This is a genomic window from Nocardioides sp. GY 10127 (assembly GCF_004919085.1).
In the GTDB taxonomy this organism is placed as follows: Bacteria; Actinomycetota; Actinomycetes; order Propionibacteriales; family Nocardioidaceae; genus Nocardioides.
Genome location: NZ_STGL01000003.1, coordinates 497,403 through 514,106 on the forward strand (window position 1 = coordinate 497,403; position 16,704 = coordinate 514,106).

At 74.3% G+C, this 16,704-nt stretch carries 13 protein-coding genes; 6 read left to right on the forward strand and 7 right to left on the reverse strand.

All coding sequences use genetic code 11. The features are described from left to right. Window positions 1-117 precede the first annotated feature (117 nt). The 3 genes from E8D37_RS05940 (at window position 118) to E8D37_RS19730 (ending at window position 3,466) form a co-directional block, all read left to right on the forward strand. Window positions 118-2,001: a hypothetical protein gene (locus tag E8D37_RS05940; protein ID WP_136568820.1), complete on the forward strand. Its 1,884-nt coding sequence runs from the start codon at window positions 118-120 to the stop codon at window positions 1,999-2,001. Between the two features lie 93 nt (window positions 2,002-2,094). After that, a complete protein-coding gene (locus tag E8D37_RS05945) occupies window positions 2,095-2,607 on the forward strand; it encodes a sigma-70 family RNA polymerase sigma factor (protein WP_136568821.1) in 513 nt (170 codons plus the stop codon). Continuing rightward, the gene (locus tag E8D37_RS19730) at window positions 2,600-3,466 is read left to right on the forward strand and encodes a hypothetical protein (protein ID WP_168929637.1); all 867 of its coding nucleotides are present in this window, start codon (window positions 2,600-2,602) and stop codon (window positions 3,464-3,466) included. Before E8D37_RS05945 ends, E8D37_RS19730 begins: the two co-directional genes overlap by 8 nt. Window positions 3,467-3,581: 115 nt before the next feature. Here E8D37_RS19730 and sucD read toward each other — a convergent pair whose 3' ends face one another. Further along, on the reverse strand, window positions 3,582-4,475 hold the full coding sequence (gene sucD / locus E8D37_RS05955; protein ID WP_136568822.1) for a succinate--CoA ligase subunit alpha: 894 nt from the start codon (window positions 4,473-4,475) through the stop codon (window positions 3,582-3,584). Between the two features lie 34 nt (window positions 4,476-4,509). After that, the gene (gene sucC, locus E8D37_RS05960; RefSeq protein WP_136568823.1) at window positions 4,510-5,676 is read right to left on the reverse strand and encodes an ADP-forming succinate--CoA ligase subunit beta; all 1,167 of its coding nucleotides are present in this window, start codon (window positions 5,674-5,676) and stop codon (window positions 4,510-4,512) included. A gap of 431 nt (window positions 5,677-6,107) precedes the next feature. Here sucC and E8D37_RS05965 point away from each other — a divergent pair, with 431 nt between their 5' ends. Further along, window positions 6,108-7,475 (forward strand): M23 family metallopeptidase, encoded by a 1,368-nt coding sequence (locus E8D37_RS05965; RefSeq protein WP_206055589.1) that lies wholly within the window; start codon window positions 6,108-6,110, stop codon window positions 7,473-7,475. Window positions 7,476-7,604: 129 nt separating this feature from the next. Here the strand turns inward: E8D37_RS05965 and pcrA are convergent, their stop codons facing one another. The 5 genes from pcrA to E8D37_RS05990 all read right to left on the reverse strand — a co-directional run bounded on the left by pcrA (window position 7,605) and on the right by E8D37_RS05990 (window position 14,487). Further along, entirely contained in the window at window positions 7,605-10,124 is a 2,520-nt protein-coding gene (pcrA, locus tag E8D37_RS05970) for a DNA helicase PcrA (protein WP_136568824.1), read from the reverse strand. 423 nt (window positions 10,125-10,547) lie between these two features. Continuing rightward, window positions 10,548-11,486: a DUF559 domain-containing protein gene (locus E8D37_RS05975; protein ID WP_136568825.1), complete on the reverse strand. Its 939-nt coding sequence runs from the start codon at window positions 11,484-11,486 to the stop codon at window positions 10,548-10,550. Between the two features lie 456 nt (window positions 11,487-11,942). Next, window positions 11,943-12,287: a hypothetical protein gene (locus tag E8D37_RS05980; protein ID WP_136568826.1), complete on the reverse strand. Its 345-nt coding sequence runs from the start codon at window positions 12,285-12,287 to the stop codon at window positions 11,943-11,945. A gap of 158 nt (window positions 12,288-12,445) precedes the next feature. Next, complete coding sequence (locus tag E8D37_RS05985; protein WP_240770247.1) at window positions 12,446-13,051, reverse strand: response regulator transcription factor; 606 nt, start codon at window positions 13,049-13,051, stop codon at window positions 12,446-12,448. Window positions 13,052-13,149: 98 nt separating this feature from the next. After that, the gene (locus E8D37_RS05990) at window positions 13,150-14,487 is read right to left on the reverse strand and encodes an ATP-binding protein (protein WP_136568828.1); all 1,338 of its coding nucleotides are present in this window, start codon (window positions 14,485-14,487) and stop codon (window positions 13,150-13,152) included. A gap of 185 nt (window positions 14,488-14,672) precedes the next feature. Here E8D37_RS05990 and E8D37_RS05995 point away from each other — a divergent pair, with 185 nt between their 5' ends. Together E8D37_RS05995 and E8D37_RS06000 are read left to right on the forward strand one after the other, a co-directional pair. Next, complete coding sequence (locus E8D37_RS05995; protein ID WP_136568829.1) at window positions 14,673-16,094, forward strand: PspC domain-containing protein; 1,422 nt, start codon at window positions 14,673-14,675, stop codon at window positions 16,092-16,094. Continuing rightward, window positions 16,091-16,456, forward strand: coding sequence for a hypothetical protein (locus E8D37_RS06000; RefSeq protein ID WP_136568830.1), 366 nt, complete (start codon window positions 16,091-16,093; stop codon window positions 16,454-16,456). The genes E8D37_RS05995 and E8D37_RS06000 overlap by 4 nt, the downstream gene beginning before the upstream one ends. Window positions 16,457-16,704: the final 248 nt, after the last annotated feature.

Here is a 16,704-nt window from a genome sequence, read left to right on the forward strand (position 1 = left end):
GGGACACCCCCTCGGCGCGGCAGGCACGCCGGGCGCGGGCGCCGCGTCACCCCGGTCGCGTCACATCGCCTCGCCGGTTCCCGACCCCGGCCGTGGCGCCCGTACCCTGGGCGGGCCATGACCGAGCAGCAGGACTTCGACGACCTCTACGCCGAGGCCCGTGAGCGCCTCCTCCTGCAGGCCTACGCGCTGACGGGCGACCTGCGCGCCTCGCGCGGCGCCGTGCGGGAGACCTTCGTCTCCGCCTGGCAGCACTGGCGCCAGGCCACCCGCGGGAGCGACCCCGAGGCCTGGGTCCGCCCGCGGGCCTGGGCGCTCGCCCACCGGCGCCACACCACCCACGTCTGGCACCGCGAGAAGTCCCTGGACCCCGGCGTGCGCCGCACGCTCGAGGCGCTGTCCTCGCTCTCCTGGACCCAGCGCCGGGTGCTGGTGCTCGTGCACCTGGCCGCCGTCTCGCTGCCGGACGCCGCCCGCGAGCTCGGCCTGACCGTCGACGCGTTCACCTCCGAGCTCCAGCGCTCGACCGCCGCCGTGGCCCTGGCCGCCGAGGTGCCGAGCAGCCACGTCCCGATCATGCTCCGCGGCCTCGAGCCGGCGCTCGAGGGCGTCCGCTGGAGCCGCGCCGCCCGCCTGCGCCGTGCCGGGACCACCCGGCGCCGCACCGCCGTCGTGGTGGGGGTCGGGCTGGTGGCGGCGGCGGTCGTGGTGTCCGGCGTCGTCGTGGACGACCCCGACGGTGCCCGCCCCCGGCTCGACCGGGCGCTCACCGGGGTCTCGACCGCCGGCGCGGGTGCCGGGGTGGAGGGCTCGGCGGACGGCTCCTCGACGTCCGCGGCCGACGCCGTGGCCCTCGTGGACGACGACATGCTGGCCGCCGACGACCTCGAGGGGGTCGTCGCGGGCAAGGGGTGGAAGGTCCTCGAGACCGACCACAACGTCGACGGGGACGGCCTCGTGCTGCCCTGCCAGCAGACCCGCTACGCCGACGAGGACGTCCAGGACGCCCTCGTGCGCACGCTGCGCTCTGCCGGCAGCGGCGCCGAGCGGCTCACCGCGACGCAGATGACCGAGGAGTCCGCCGACGCGCTGGCCGCCCGGGCCTCGTACACGCTGTGGTCGCAGTGGGTGTCGGGCTGCACCGACACCCGCACCCAGCTCCTCGCCGTGCGCGACGTCGCCGGGGTCGGCGACCAGGCGTTCCAGGTCGTCCTGCGCGACTGGTCCTCCCCCACCACCACCGAGGTCGTCCAGGTGGCGCGCACCGGGCGCTACCTCACCGTCGTGGCGCTGGAGCGCCGTGGCACCGCGACCGGCAGCCTGCCCGCCGCCGCCCGGACCCTCTCCAGCGCCGTCTCGGGCCTGTGCGGGCTCGTCGGCGCGGGCGCCTGCGGAGGCTCGCCCACGCTCACCGAGACCGACCCCGTGCCGGTCGCCGAGGTGCCCACCATGCTGGTGGACGCCGACCTGCCGCCCGTCACGGGCGTCTCCGCGGACTGGGCCGGCTCCGAGACCGACACGAAGGTGGCCACCAACCCGGCCGCGACCCGGTGCGACGAGACGTCCTTCTCCGGGCGCTACCGCGGGGTGCGGTTCACCGACACCGCCACCCGCACCTTCCTCATCCCCGACGCCACGAAGCTGCCGGTGGAGTTCGGCCTGACCGAGACGGTCGGGGCGCTGCCGGTGGCCCGGGCCAAGGCGCTGGTGACGCACGTGGCCGCGCGGATGTCCTCCTGCTCCGACCGCGACCCCGGCACGAAGGTGCGCGTCGTGCGCACCCGCACCGACGGCGCCGACCAGGTGTCGGTGTGGCGGGTGACGGTCGAGGTGACGGCGAGGAAGAGCGTCGTCTACGACATGGCGCTGGTGCGGCACGGCGGCGCCCTCGCGCAGGTCGGGTTCGTGCCGGCCGGCCGGCGCACGTTCGCGGACGGCGCCTTCACCGCCCTCGCCGAGCGGGCGCTGGCCCGCCTGCGGGCGGGCGTCGAGGCCGGCTGAGAAATTCCCGAGGAGCGGTGCAACCTCAGCGCTCGCCGGGGCGTACCACTGCTGAGATCCTCGCTCGGAGGTCTCCCCAGCAGAGGACGTGAGATGGACGAGGTCGAGTTCGACGACTTCTACGCCGCCTCCTACGCCCGTGTCGTCAGCCAGGTCCACGCCATGATCGGCAGCCGCGACGAGGCGGAGGAGTGCGTGCAGGAGGCCTTCGCCCGGGCCTGGGCGCACCGGCGGAAGCTCCAGAGCGCCGAGCACCCGGAGGCCTGGGTGCGGACCACCGCCTACCGGCTCGCGGTGAGCCGCTGGCGCCGGGTGGTGCGTGGACGCCGGCCCGCCGACCGGGCCCTGGCGGCACCCGTGACCGCACCGGCCCCCGACGAGCGGCGGGTCGCCCTGATGACCGCGCTGGCGCGTCTGCCCGAGGACCAGCGTCGCGCGCTCGTCCTGCACCACCTCGCCGACCTGCCGGTCGCCGAGGTCGCCCGCGAGGTCGGTGCCCCCGAGGGCACCGTCAAGGCCCGGCTCAGCCGCGGCCGCACCGCGCTGGCCGCCCTGCTCGCCGAGGTGGGCGACGGCGGCCTGACCGAAGGAGCCTCCCGTGCCTGACCCCGACCAGGACCTGTTCGCCGTGCTCCGCGACGATCCCCACGCCGGCGGCTCCCCTTCCACGGGTCCCCGGCCGTCGGCCGCCGACGTCCGGCGCCGAGGGGACGCCCTGCGGCGCCGCCGCACCGCCGCGGCGGTGACCGGGGCGGTCGCGGCCGTCGTCCTCGCCGTCGGCGTGCCCGTAGCCGTCGCCGGTGCCTCGGGTCGCGGCGGCCAGGAGCCCCCGGTGGCCGTCTCGTCGTCCGCCACGCCCAGCGGCGACCCCAGCACCGGCCCCAGCACCGATCCCGACACCCTGCCCACGACCGTGCCCGAGGACTTCCCGCTCACCACGGGGATGCCGGACGCGGCCGCCGGGGGCACGCTGCGGACCACGACCGGCTCGGCCGACGCCCTGGACTTCGCGGTCGACGCCTGCGAGCCCTCGGGCCTGCTCGACTCGGCGGTCGCCAGCCGGCTGGCCACCTGGACCGACCCCAGCGAGGGCGGGGAGCAGCGGCTGCTGGCCGTGTACGCGGGCGACCTGGACGCCGCCCACGCTGTCGACGCCGAGACGGACCGGCTGCTCGGCTGCGCCGACGGGCTCGCCACGGCCCGCGCGGGCGTGCCCGCCGACGAGGCGCTGCTGCGGCTCGGCGACGGCTACGCGGGGACGGACTCCGTCACGGCCGTGAGCCAGGTGCTCGACGGCGGCGAGGGCTACGTGGTGGTCGTCGTCCGGACCGGGCGGGCCCTCCTCGTCCTGTCCGCCTACTCCATGGGGCTGGGCGACCCGCAGGTCGCGCAGGACCTGGCCCTGTCGATGCTCGCCGACGCGATCGCGACGATCGACGCCTCGGTGGCCGAGTACGGCGGCTGACCCCCGCCCCTCTTCCCTCCGGACGCACCGCACCCCCCGGAGCCGTGGCTCCGGGGGGTGCGGTGGGTGCTGCGACGAGCGTCGACCCGGGTCGCCCCGGGATCGGGGTGAGGGCTCAGAGAGCCTTCATCACCTCGCGCATGAGCTCGGCGGTCTCGGACGGCGTCTTGCCGACCTTCACGCCGACGGCCTCGAGGGCCTCCTTCTTCGCCTGGGCGGTGCCGGCGGAGCCGGACACGATCGCGCCGGCGTGGCCCATCGTCTTGCCCTCGGGGGCGGTGAAGCCCGCGACGTAGCCGACGACCGGCTTGGTGACGTTGTCCTTGATGAACGCGGCGGCGCGCTCCTCGGCGTCGCCACCGATCTCACCGATCATCACGATGGCCTTGGTCTCCGGGTCGGCCTCGAACGCGGCGAGCGCGTCGATGTGCGTGGTGCCGATGATCGGGTCGCCGCCGATGCCGATGGCGGTGGAGAAGCCGAAGTCCTTCAGCTCGTACATCATCTGGTACGTCAGGGTGCCCGACTTCGACACGAGGCCGATCGGGCCCTTGCCGGCGATGGTGTGCGGGGTGATGCCGGCCAGCGACTCCTCCGGCGTGATGATGCCGGGGCAGTTCGGGCCGATCATCCGGGTGCCGGCGTGGTTCGCCTCGGACTGGAGGTAGCTCCAGACCTCGGCGGTGTCCTGCACCGGGACGCCCTCGGTGATGACGACGAGCAGGCCGATGCCGGCGTCGATGGCCTCGATGCAGGCGGCCTTGGTGAAGGCCGGCGGCACGAAGACGACGGACACGTCGGCGCCCGTCTCCTTCATGGCCTCGGCGACGGTGCCGAACACGGGCTGCTCGGTGCCGTTGAGCTCGACGGTGGTGCCGGCCTTGCGGGCGTTCACGCCGCCCACGATGTTGGAGCCGGCCTGGAGCATCAGGGTGGTGTGCTTGGAGCCCATCCCACCGGTGATGCCCTGGACGATGATCTTGGAGTCCTTGTTCAGGTAGATCGACATGGTTCTAGATCTCTCTTCTCGCTCGTCTCAGGGCTCAGGCGTTCGCCAGCTCGGCGGCCTTGTCGGCGGCACCGTCCATGGTGCCGACGACGGTGACCAGCGGGTGGGCGAGCTCGGCCAGGATCTCGCGACCCTTCTCGACGTTGTTGCCGTCGAGGCGGACGACGAGGGGCTTGGTCGCCGCGTCGCCGAGGATCTCCAGGGCACCCTTGATGCCGTTGGCGACCTCGTCGCAGGCGGTGATGCCGCCGAAGACGTTCACGAACACGCTCTTGACCTGGGGGTCGTTGAGGATGACGTCCAGACCGTTCGCCATCACCTGGGCGTTCGCGCCGCCACCGATGTCGAGGAAGTTGGCGGGCTTGACCCCACCGTGGTTCTCGCCGGCGTAGGCGACGACGTCCAGGGTGCTCATCACGAGGCCCGCGCCGTTGCCGATGATGCCGACCTGGCCGTCGAGCTTGACGTAGTTGAGGCCGAGGTCCTTGGCCTTCGCCTCGAGCGGGTCGGCCTCCTCGCGGATGACGAACTCCTCGTGGTGCGGGTGACGCACCTCGGAGGCGTTGTCGTCCAGCGAGACCTTGCCGTCGAGGGCCTCGAGCTTGTCGCCCTCGAGACGCGCGAGCGGGTTGACCTCGACGAGGGTGGCGTCCTCCTCGACGAAGGTCTTGTACAGCGCCTGGATCATCTCCACGGCCTGCTCGAAGACGGGCTCGGGGAACTTGGCCTCGGTGGCGATCTCGCGCGCCTTGGCCTCGTCGACACCGGCGCCCGGGTCCACCGCGATCTGCTTGACGGCGTCGGGGTTGGTCTTGGCGACCTCCTCGATCTCCACGCCGCCCTCGACCGAGGCGATGCACAGGTACTGGCGGTTCGCACGGTCCAGCAGGAAGGAGAAGTAGTACTCCTCCTGCGGCGGGGTCGCCGGGGTGACCAGGACGCGGTTGACCGTCAGGCCCTTGATCTCCATGCCCAGGATGTTGGAGGCGTGCTCGAAGGCCTCGTCGGCCGTCTTCGCCAGCTTCACGCCACCGGCCTTGCCACGGCCGCCGGCCTTGACCTGAGCCTTGATGACGGTCACGCCACCGATCGCCTCGGCGGCGGCCTTGGCGGCCTCCGCGGTCTCGACGACCGTGCCGAGGGTCGTCGCAACACCGTGCTTGGCGAAGAGCTCCTTCGCCTGGTACTCCATCAGATCCACTGATCCACCAGTTTCTCGTCGTGGCGCTCAGCACCTTGATGGCTGACGCCGTCGTCGTCGTTGACGTCGCGACCCGAGTCCTGGCGGGGCGACCCGAAAGGGGCGAGACCGGGCCAGGGACGGGCGAAGTCGTCTGCGGCGCACCATAGTCCGGGGCGACACGCAGGGACGAGGCCGCTCCCACCTACGTGACTCAGGTCACGCGGTACTTCCCGTCTCCTGGGGATGCCGCGAGGGCCATGTGAAGAAATGCGCATGGAACCCGTGTGGAGCGGGTAAAGACTTGTCCCCACGGTGCAGGTTCCCCGGGGTTGATCCGTTATGGTCACCGAGGCCGCTGGTCGAGACCGGCGGCAGGACCCACCGGGAGCCACCGCTCCCCGGGTCAGCATCGACAGCCGACCGCACCACCAACGGGGAGCACGTAGCAGATGGGTCAGCACCGAGCGGAAGGCTCCGGCAGCAGCGGAGCCGCGACGCCCGAGGTGGTTGCGACCCCTGCTCCCTACGTCGGACGCCGGCGTGCCGCCGCCCCGGTCGAGGCCGCGCCCGCCGCGACTGCCGCAGCCGCGCCGGTCGCCCCCGCGGCCCCGTCGGCCTACGTGGGCCGTCGCCGCGCCGTCCCGGCCGAGGCCGCCGCTGCGAGCCCCGCCGTGACCCCCGTGTCCGCGCCGGTCGCCACCACGCAGTACGTCGGTCGCCGGCGCGCCGCGGAGCCGGCGCCTTCCCCGGCCCCCGCGCTCGCCTCCGAGCCGATGCCGACCGTGGCGCCGCTGCTGGTGAGCGAGCTCGCCACCCCGACGACCCAGGAGCTCACGGCGCTGGTCGAGGGGACGCTCGAGGTCACCGCCGCGCCGCTGCACGACGACGTCATCGTCTCCACCACGGCCCCCAGCAGCCCCGCGACCGTCGACACCGGCGTGATCCGCGCGGTGCTCGCCGAGCTCGAGCCGCGCGACCAGTCGACGTCCTTCGCCTCGGAGGACACCGAGGTGCTGCCGCTGCTGGCCGCCGAGCCCGGCCGTCGCCGCGCCGCGACCCGTCGCAGCGCTCGGACGAACCGGCTGCGCCTGCCCTCGGCCCCGCTCGTCGCCGGCCTGGCGACGCTCGCGGTCACCGTCGGCGGCGTCGCCTGGACCTCCCAGCACGAGGCCGTCACCGTCGCGAGCACGACCGACTCGATCAGCGCCCTGTCCGGCAACACCGCCACGGTGGTCGGCGAGAACCGCCAGGTCGTCTCCCGCAGCACCGACCGGGTCTCGAGCACGGACACCGACTCCTCCAGCACGAGCAGCGAGAACGACCAGGACGCCGCCGCGGTGACCAAGGCGGCCGCCAAGCGGAACGCGGCCCTGGAGACGATCGACGACCAGGCGAGCAAGCGCTCGAAGGACCTCGCGGACGCCTACGTCATCCCCGTCGACAGCTACACGCTCACCGCCCGCTTCGGCGAGACGAGCAGCCTGTGGTCGACGGTCCACACCGGCCTCGACTTCGCCGCCCCGACCGGCACCGCGATCCACGCCGTCGCCGCCGGCACCGTGACCTTCGCCGGCTACGACGGCAGCTACGGCTACAAGACCGTCGTCACGCTCGAGGACGGCACGGAGCTCTGGTACTGCCACCAGAGCGCCCAGTACGTCAGCGTCGGCGACACCGTCACCGCGGGCGAGACCATCGGCCTCGTGGGCGCCACCGGCAACGTGACCGGACCGCACCTCCACCTCGAGGTCCGCCCCGGCGGCGGCGACCCGGTCGACCCGTACGCCTGGCTCGTCAACCACGGCCTGAACCCGTGACCCGCCCGCGCCACGGTCGACACCGTGGCGCGGAACTTTCCCGGCCCCGCGCCCTGCCGCGGTGCGGCCGGCCCCAGGGCTGTTGAGTCAGGACTTCGGCCGCGGTGCTTGTGACTCGGGGCTGCTGCCTCAGAGCTTCTGCACGGGGGCGTAGCGCAGCAGCAGCCGCTTCACGCCGTTGGTGCCGAAGTCGATGGACGCCACGGTCTTCTCCGCCTGGCCCTCCACCGAGACGACGGTGCCCAGGCCGAAGGAGTCGTGGGTGACCCGGTCGCCCGGGTCCAGGTTCGGGACGACCTTCGACGCGCGCGACTTGGACGCGGCGTCGGCGCGGGCCGCGGCGGCCGAGAAGTTGCGTCGCCCGGCCGCCGTCGGGGAGCCGAAGGAGCCGCTGCGCTCCCCGGAGCCGCCCTGGTACCCGCCCTGGCGCGAGCCGTAGCCCTGGCCGCCGCCCCACGAGCCGGACAGGTCCGGGCGCGACCAGCTGGCCTGGGCGGCCTCGGTGCGCCGCCAGTCGACGAGGTCGACGGGGAGCTCGTCGAGGAACCGGGAGGCGGGGTTGTGGGAGGGGGCGCCCCAGGCGGAGCGCACCATGGCGCGGGAGAGGAAGAGCCGCTGCCGCGCGCGGGTGATGCCCACGTAGGCCAGGCGCCGCTCCTCCTCGAGCTCCGGCTGGTCGCCGAGCGCCCGCGAGTGCGGGAAGACCCCGTCCTCCATGCCGGTGAGGAAGACGACCGGGAACTCCAGGCCCTTGGCGGTGTGCAGCGTCATGAGCGTGACGACGCCGTCCCCGTTCTCCTCGTCGTCGGGGATCTGGTCGGCGTCGGCCACGAGGGCGACGCGCTCGAGGAAGTCGCCGAGGCCGGGGGCGACCGTGCCGGCGTCGACGTCCGCGGGGTCGGCCGACGGGCCGGCCTGCGGGTCGTCGGAGAACTCCCGGGCCACCGCGACGAGCTCGGCCAGGTTCTCCACCCGGGTGGCGTCCTGCGGGTCGTCGGACTCCTCGAGCCACGCGAGGTAGCCGGAGCGATCCAGGGTCGTCTCGAGGACGACGTCCGCGCGCTCCCCGGCCGCGACCATCTGGCCGAGCTCCAGCAGCAGGTCGGTGAAGGTGCGGATGCACGAGAGGGAGCGGGTCGCCAGGCCCGGCGCGTTCTCGGCCTGCTGGAGCGCCGCCCAGAAGGTGATCCGCTCCCGCTCGGCGTAGGCGTTGACGCAGGCCACGGCCCGGTCGCCGATCCCGCGCTTGGGGGTGTTGAGGATGCGGCGCAGCGAGACCTGGTCCTCCGGGTTCGCCAGCACCCGCAGGTACGCCAGCGCGTCGCGCACCTCCCGGCGCTCGTAGAAGCGCACGCCGCCCACGACCTTGTACGGCTGGCCGGTGCGGATGAACACCTCCTCGAACACCCGGGACTGCGCGTTCGTGCGGTAGAAGACAGCGACGTCGCCCGGTCGGCCCCCGGCGTCCGTGAGGCTGTCGATCTCGGAGGAGACGAAGCGCGCCTCGTCGTGCTCGTCGTCGGCCACGTAGCCGACGATCTTCTCCCCCGCGCCCGCGTCGGACCACAGGCGCTTCTCCTTGCGGCCCTTGTTGTGACCGATGACCGCGTTGGCGGCGGTGAGGATCGTCTGCGTCGAGCGGTAGTTCTGCTCCAGCAGGATCGAGGTCGCGTTCGGGAAGTCCTGCTCGAAGTCCAGGATGTTGCGGATGTTCGCCCCGCGGAAGGCGTAGATCGACTGGTCGGCGTCACCCACCACCATGAGCTCGGCGGGCGGCACCCGCTCGGACCCGGCGTCCACCCCGGCGTCCCCGCCCGCCAGCGTGTCCTCCCGGGCGTCCGCGCAGAGCTGGTGGACCAGCGCGTACTGCGCGTGGTTGGTGTCCTGGTACTCGTCGACGAGCACGTGCCGGAACCGGCGCCGGTAGGTCTCGCGCACCTCGGGGTTCTCCTGGAGGAGGTGCACCGTCGTCATGATGAGGTCGTCGAAGTCGAGGGCGTTCGCCTCGCGCAGGCGGCGCTGGTAGAGCGTGTAGGCCGCCGCGTAGGTCTCCTCGAGCTTGTTGCTCGCCTCCGCGGTGGCCGTCTCGGCGTCCTTGAGCTCGTTCTTGTGGTCGCTGACCCAGTTGAGCAGGGCGTTGGGCTGGAACTTCTTGGGGTCGAGGTCCAGGTCGGAGCAGACGAGCGTCATGAGGCGCTTCTGGTCCTGGGCGTCGTAGATGGAGAAGTTCGACTTCAGCCCGGTTCGCTCGACCTCCTTGCGCAGGATGCGTACGCAGGCGGAGTGGAAGGTGGAGACCCACATGATCCGGGCCCGCTTGCCCACCAGCTCCTCGACGCGCTCCTTCATCTCGGCCGCGGCCTTGTTGGTGAACGTGATCGCGAGGATCGAGCCCGGGTGGGCCTTCCGCTCGCTGATGAGCCAGGCGATGCGTCGGGTCAGCACACGCGTCTTGCCCGAGCCCGCACCCGCCACGACCAGCAGCGGCGCCCCCTCGTGCACGACCGCGGCCGCCTGCGGCTCGTTGAGCCCCGCGAGCAGCTGCTCGCGGGTGGGGCCGCGCCGCTCCGTGCGAGCCGGCTCCGGGGTCAGGTGCGCGAGACCGGGCAGGACGCCGCCCAGGTCGGTGCTGGTGTTCGTGTCGCTCATGCTGCAGCCAGCCTACGGCGGGGCGCCGACGCAGGCCGAGTCGTCTCCACAGGTGCTGCGGGTGGCTGGGTGGTGTTCGGTCCTCGTGGCGACGAGGACCGAGCCGGCGGCAGCCGGGTGCCTGCGTTCGGTCCTCGTGTGCACGAGGACCGAACGCCTCCACTGCGGCCAGCGACCTGGACAGATGCGAGGTGGGCGGGCGTTGGGTCCTCATGGGGACGGTGCGAGGGTCGGCCCGTGGCGGCCGCGTGCGTTCGGTCCTCGTAGCCACGAGGACCGAAGCCGGCGCGGCCGGGAGGGCGGGGCAGCTAGCGCGACAGACACCTGAGCCCTCGCGGACCGAGCGCGGCGAGGGTGCGCGGCCGGGCACGACCGGGCGCGGCACGAGCAGAGGCGCGGCGGTGGCAGCAGGCAGTAGATCCCTCAGGCTGCCGAGTGCCGGACGCCGAGCTCCTCCGTCCGCCTCGCGACGGCGCCGGCGATCTGGGCGAGCGCCTGCTCCGGGCGGATGACGACGCTCTCCCAGCTGAACCGCAGGGGCAGCCAGCCGGCGGCCACGAGGGCGTTGTAGCGCACCGCGTCACGGTCGAGTGCCGCCCGGTCGCCGTGCCAACTGAACGAGTCCGCCTCGAGGACCATCCTCAGCCGGACGTCGGCCAGGTCGACCCGACCGATCCGAACGTCCCCGTCCATGATCCTGACCTGCGGCCGCACCGACAGCCCCGGCACCTGCAGGCACAGCGCCCGCAGAGCCGACTCGAACGGGTTGGCCGCCAGTGGGCTGGCGTGGTCGGCGACCACCCGGGCGTGGGCGCTCCACGGCCCGCGGAGCGTGGCTGCCCACAGCCTCAGCCGACCGGGTCGCACGCCCGCCCGGAGCGCCGAGTCCGCCACGGCGAGCGCCTCACCGAACGGCCGCAGACGCAGGCAGTCGAGCAGCGTGCGCTCCGGGGTGGTGATCCAGCGGGCCGCCTGCCCGGGGCGCAGGTCGGTGCGGTGCAGGCTCACCCGGCCGCGCTGCTCCTCGCTCGGCGTCCTCCCCTTGGGCAGCAGGACGTCGGGGAGCTCCGGCTCCGTCAGCACCTTCCAGCCGTGCAGCAGCGCGGCGCTGCGGTGCGAGACCAGTCCGCCCAGCTCCACGGCGCGCGACGTCGCGAGGCACAGCTCGCGGGCGACGTACCGGTCGCGGACCAGCCGCACCAGGTCCCCGTCGACGACGGCCCGCTCGAACCTCTGCCGTCCGCACAGCGCGACCAGCTCGGCCCTCGTGGCCACGCCCCCGGCGCGGGTCAGGGCCGCGGCGGGCGTCAGCGGCACCGGAGGAAGGGGTCCGTAGGACGGCGGGGAGGGCTCGGTCGACATGCCCTCAGGCTGGCGGAGATCGCACCTGCCACGCGCTCGTTCTCCACAGGGGCCGTGGCCAGCAGGACCCAACGCCCGACACGCCGACCCGTCCCATGCATCGGCGCAGGTCAGCGACCTGGTGCCTGGCCGACCGTTGTGTTCGGTCCTCGTGGCCACGAGGACCGAACGCTCACCAGCCGCCCGCAGCCCCGCCGTCCGCAGACACCCGACCGGGGTGGCACCGCTCCTCGCAGGAACCGCACCCAGAAGGACCGAACGCCGGACCCAGCAGCCCAGACCCGCATCGGCGCAGGTCAGCGAACTGGGGTCAGCCCGCCCACCGGGTTCGGTCCTCGTGGCCACGAGGACCGAACGCTACCGAGCCGCCCGCAAGCGCAGGTGCAGCGCGCAGGCGCAGCCACCCGCAGGCGCACCGAGCACCGGTGGCAGCCGAGCGGGTGTGGCGGGGTCAGCTCACCAGAAGACGGCGACGCAGATGTTGAGCAGCGTGAGGCCGAGGATGGCGCCCCACAGGCCCTGCGAGATGGACGGCTTGCGCACGTTCATCATCACGAGGACGAGGATCACGAGGGCCACGAGCAGCTTCACGCCGATCTTGGCGTGGTTGACGTGGTCGGGGTCGGTGGCCTCCAGGACGCCGACCAGGGCCAGGCCGGCCACGAAGGCCGTGCCGATGCCGTCGCGCATCGCGGGGTTGACGACCTTGGTGGGCTCGCGCAGCTGCACGAACAGACCGCCGAAGAGCGCGGCGAAGCCGAGGATGTGAACGACGAGCAGGGCGTGCCGCAGGATCTCCATGCCCGTCAGCGTAGGTGGGGGCGACACCGTCAGGCCCATCGGACCCCCTCCGGGGTCACGGGCGCCGGCCGGACGCCGCCGGCCCAGCGGTCCAGCGTCACCCCGCATCCACCACCAGCGGCCAGCGGCCACCAGCCGCCACCGCGCACGCGCACGAATCAGAGCAGCCGCCGGTCGCTCGCCCACCGGGTCAGCTCGTGGCGCGAGGAGAGCTGCAGCTTGCGCAGCACGCTCGACATGTGGGTCTCCACGGTCTTGACGGAGATGAACAGCTCGGCGGCGACCTCCTTGTACGCGTACCCCCGCGCGATCAGCCGCATGACCTCCCGCTCGCGCTCGGTGAGCCGGTCGAGGTCGGAGTCGATCTGGGCCACCTCGAAGGTGCCCGCGAACGCGTCCAGCACGAAGCCGGCCAGGCGCGGGGAGAACACCGCGTCACCGTCGCTGACCCGGCGGATCGCGTCCACCAGCTCGGCCCCCGTGATCGTCTTGGTGACGTACCCGCGGGCCCCGCCCCGGATCGTCCCGATCACGTCCTCCGCCGCGTCCGAGACCGACAGCGCCAGGAACCGGGCCTCCGTCCGCGCGCGGCGCATCACCTCGGCCCCGCCGCCCCCGGGCAGGTGCACGTCGAGCAGGACGACGTCCGGCTGCTGCGCCTCGACGGCGGCCACCGCCTCGTCCACGTCGGCGGCCTCGGCCACCACCTCGACCCGGCCGGCGCCGGCCGAGCCCAGCTCGGCGCGGACCCCCGCCCGGAACATCGCGTGGTCGTCGACCACGACCACCCTGACGGCCCCGCCGGCCCCGCCGGCCCCGCCGGCCCCGCCGGCCCCGCTGCCACCGCTGCCGCTACCGCTGCTCATCGTGCTCCTCCTCGGTCGTCGTCCCGCTCGGCGGGCTGGGGAAGGGGCAGGTGCAGCCGGACCTCGGTGCCCTCCCCGGGCGCGGTGCGGACGACGGCCCGCCCGCCGTGCCTCGTCATCCGCTCGTGGATCGAGCGCCGCAGCCCCAGCCGGTCCTCGGCCACCCGGTCCGGGTCGAACCCGACCCCGCGGTCGCGGACGTTCACCTCGGCCTCCCGCGCGCCGACCTCCGCGTACACGTCGACCCGGTCGACGTCCGCGTGCTTGGCGGCGTTGACCACCGCCTCCCCCGCGGCCGCGACCAGTGGCCGCAGCGCCTCGGAGAACGGCGCGTCGCCGACGGCCACGACCTCCACCGTCACCGGGAACCGCTCCTCGGTGTCGGCCGCGAGCGCCCGCAGGGCCCCGGCGAGCGTCTCGGCCCCCGCCACCTCGTCGGCGTACAGCCACGCCCGCAGGTCGCGCTCCTGGGCCCGCGCGAGCCGGGCGACGGCCGCGGGGTCGTCGGCGGAGCGCTGGATGAGGGCCAGCGTCTGGAGCACCGAGTCGTGCAGGTGCGCGGCCATGTCGGCCCGCTCCTGGCTGCGCACCCGCTCCTCGCGCTCGGCACCGAGGTCGGTGGCCAGCCGGTAGGTCCAGGGGCCGAGCACGACGGCGATCCCGGCGAAGCCCAGGCCCACGGCCAGGGCCAGGTCCCCGACGCCGGCCAGGGACCCGTCACCCAGGACGAACCAGAGAAGCGCGGCCAGGACGAGCGCCAGCCCCGCCGCCACCCGTGCGTACGCGGCCCAGCCGCCGGTGCCGAAGACCATCCGCACCGGGTCGAGCCCGGAGCGGGGGTCGAGCCAGCGAGCGCGCTGGGCCTCGTCCGCCTGCCGCCACAGCAGCGCGACGCCGACGACCGCCACGGCCAGCGGCCAGAACACGGCCGCCCGGCCGAGCACCGACTCCAGCAGGAGCAGCACCCCCACGCCGAGCGCGGCCAGGGCGACCAGCGGCCCGACGTCCTGCAGGCGGCGTCCGCCGGCCTGTCGTCGCCCGCCCCGCTCGTGGCTGGCCAGGCCGGGCGAGAGCACCTGCTCACGCGCGGGCGGCAGGAAGATCCACAGGGCCGCGTAGAGCATCACGCCGAGGCCGCCGAGCACCGCGGTCACGAGGAAGGCCACGCGCACGGCGAGCACCCCGACGCCGAGGTGCTCGGCCAGGCCGCCCGCGACGCCGCCGAGCACCGGGGCCGAGGTGTCCCGGTAGGCGCGCCGGGGCCCGGGGGCCTGGGCGCGGGGCGGGACGCCGGGGGCCGCGGTCGCGGGGGGACGTGGCTCGGTGCTGGTCATGACAGCCTCATGCTCCCACTGCGGGACGCCGGGCGGGACCCGTGACGCCCCCGGTCCCTGTCGCCGCTCCTCAGGGTCATCCCCGACCCCCAGGAGACGTCCCGGGCCCGATCCCGGGGTCCAGGCGCGCAGGACCAGGGACGTCCCTGATGGTGCCGGCGCCGGCCCCGCACCAGGCTGGAGCCATGGACACCACCCGCACCGACGGCACCGGCGACGACGCCGGGGCCGAGCACCCGAACGAGCCCCAGCCCGGCGGCCCCCAGCCCGGGAGCGCCCACCCCGGCAGCGCCCACGGCGGCAGCAGCGAGAGCGGCCCCCGCGTCACCGCGGCCGAGGCCCGCGACCTGCGCCGGCTCCGCCGCTCGACCACCGACAAGACCATCGCCGGCGTCGCCGGCGGCCTGGCCCGTCACCTGGACGTCGACCCCACCCTCCTGCGGGTCGCCTTCGCGGTCCTGGCGTTCTTCGGCGGCAGCGGCCTCCTCCTGTACGTGGCCGCCTGGCTGCTCGTCCCCACCGACGACGGCCGGCCGGCCACGCTCCGGCTCGACGACCGCAGCAGGGCGCTGGCCCTCGCCCTCGCCGGCCTGGTCGCGGCTCTGGCCCTGGTGGCCGACCTCGTCGACTCCAGCTTCGGGGTGTTCAACATCCCGTGGGGCCTCCTGGTGGTGGCCGCGGTGGTCGTGTGGCTGGTGACGCGCAAGCAGGACCCCGCCGGTCGTCCCCGCGGCTCCTGGGAGCCCGTGCCGCCGACCTACCAGACCCCGAGCTACCAGACCCCGGCCGCAGCAGCGGGCGCTGCCCCGGCAGCAGAGGCCGGCACCGCGTGGTCGACGTCGGCCCCGGTCCCGCCGCCGCTCACCCAGGCAGGGCCGGCGCCGTCCGCACCCCTCGCCCCGCTGGCTCCCCCGCCGGTGCCCCGCCCCGACCCCCGCAAGCGCGGCCCGCTGCTCTTCGGGCCCACCCTCGCTCTGCTGCTGCTCGCCTGGGGCGTCCTGGGGATGGTGGACGTCGCGGGCGTCGACGTGCCCGCCTCCGCCTACCCGGCCCTCGGTCTGGCGGTGACGGCCGTGGTCCTGCTCGTCGGCTCCGTCTGGGGCCGCCCTGGCGGGGTGATCGCCCTGGGTCTCGTGCTGGCCCTGGCCACCGCCGTGAGCACGGCCGGCGAGCACGTCGACGCCCCGCGCGAGCTCGTCGCCCCCACCACGGCAGCGGCGCTCGGCAACGACTACACCCGCGGCATCGGCCGGCTGGAGATCGACCTGGGCGACCTCTCCCCCACCCAGGTCGACGCCCTGGACGGTCGGACCCTGGACCTCTCCGTCGACGTCGGCGAGCTCGTGGTGGTCGTCCCCGACGGCCTGGCGGTCGACGTGACCGGCTCGGTCGAGGGGGCCGGCAACCTGGACCTCCTCGGCTACCACTACGACGGCGTCTCCACCGACGGCGCGGTCACCCGCCGCGTCTACGACCCGCAGGGCGACGGCACCGGCGACCTCGTCGGCAACCGTTCCCCGGCGGCCTCCCTGCCCACCACCGAGGCCCCGCTGCTGACGATCGACGCGAGCGTCGGCCTGGGCCGGATCGAGGTGACGACCCGATGAGCACCACCGACCACAGCCACGAGGACGCCCACAAGGACGCCCACGAGAACATCACCGGGTACCCCTGGGAGACCACGTCCCCGGACGACCCGGCTCCCGCGAGCACCGGCGGCCGGCACCCCGTCCACGTCGCGCACCTGGTCATGGGGCTGGTCCTCGCCGGGCTGGCGGCGGTGTGGGCCCTGGTCCAGGCCGACCTCGTCCACGGCGGCGACCTGCGCTGGCTGCTGCCCCTGCCGTGGGTGGTGGCCGGCTCGGCCGGTCTGCTCGTCGCTGTCCTGGGCGGCCGTCGCCGCCAGGAGCGGGCCGAGGCCGCGCGCCGCGAGGAGTACCGCCGGTGGCTGGAGGCCGAGCAGGACTAGACGTCGGGCAGGTGCTGCGGGTGGCTGGGTGGTGTTCGGTCCTCGTGGCGACGAGGACCCAGCCGGCGGCAGCCGGGTGGCCGCGTTCGGTCCTCGTGTGGACGAGGACCGAACGCCTCCACGGCGGCCCGCGACCTGGCCAGATGGACAGGAGTCGGACGTTCGGTCCTCACGGGGACGGTGCGGGGGCAGGCCGGTGGCGACTGGGTGCGTTCGGTCCTCGTGGCCACGAGGACCGAAGCCGGCGC

Coding starts and splice junctions, on each gene's coding strand:
- E8D37_RS05990 (WP_136568828.1), bottom strand. CDS start 14,487: ATGACCAGCACCGAGCCACGTCCCCCCGCGACCGCGGCCCCCGGCGTC.
- E8D37_RS05945 (WP_136568821.1), top strand. CDS start 2,095: ATGGACGAGGTCGAGTTCGACGACTTCTACGCCGCCTCCTACGCCCGT.
- E8D37_RS05985 (WP_240770247.1), bottom strand. CDS start 13,051: ATGTTCCGGGCGGGGGTCCGCGCCGAGCTGGGCTCGGCCGGCGCCGGC.
- E8D37_RS06000 (WP_136568830.1), top strand. CDS start 16,091: ATGAGCACCACCGACCACAGCCACGAGGACGCCCACAAGGACGCCCAC.
- E8D37_RS05940 (WP_136568820.1), top strand. CDS start 118: ATGACCGAGCAGCAGGACTTCGACGACCTCTACGCCGAGGCCCGTGAG.
- pcrA (WP_136568824.1), bottom strand. CDS start 10,124: ATGAGCGACACGAACACCAGCACCGACCTGGGCGGCGTCCTGCCCGGT.
- E8D37_RS05980 (WP_136568826.1), bottom strand. CDS start 12,287: ATGGAGATCCTGCGGCACGCCCTGCTCGTCGTTCACATCCTCGGCTTC.
- E8D37_RS05995 (WP_136568829.1), top strand. CDS start 14,673: ATGGACACCACCCGCACCGACGGCACCGGCGACGACGCCGGGGCCGAG.
- E8D37_RS05965 (WP_206055589.1), top strand. CDS start 6,108: ATGGGTCAGCACCGAGCGGAAGGCTCCGGCAGCAGCGGAGCCGCGACG.
- sucD (WP_136568822.1), bottom strand. CDS start 4,475: ATGTCGATCTACCTGAACAAGGACTCCAAGATCATCGTCCAGGGCATC.
- E8D37_RS05975 (WP_136568825.1), bottom strand. CDS start 11,486: ATGTCGACCGAGCCCTCCCCGCCGTCCTACGGACCCCTTCCTCCGGTG.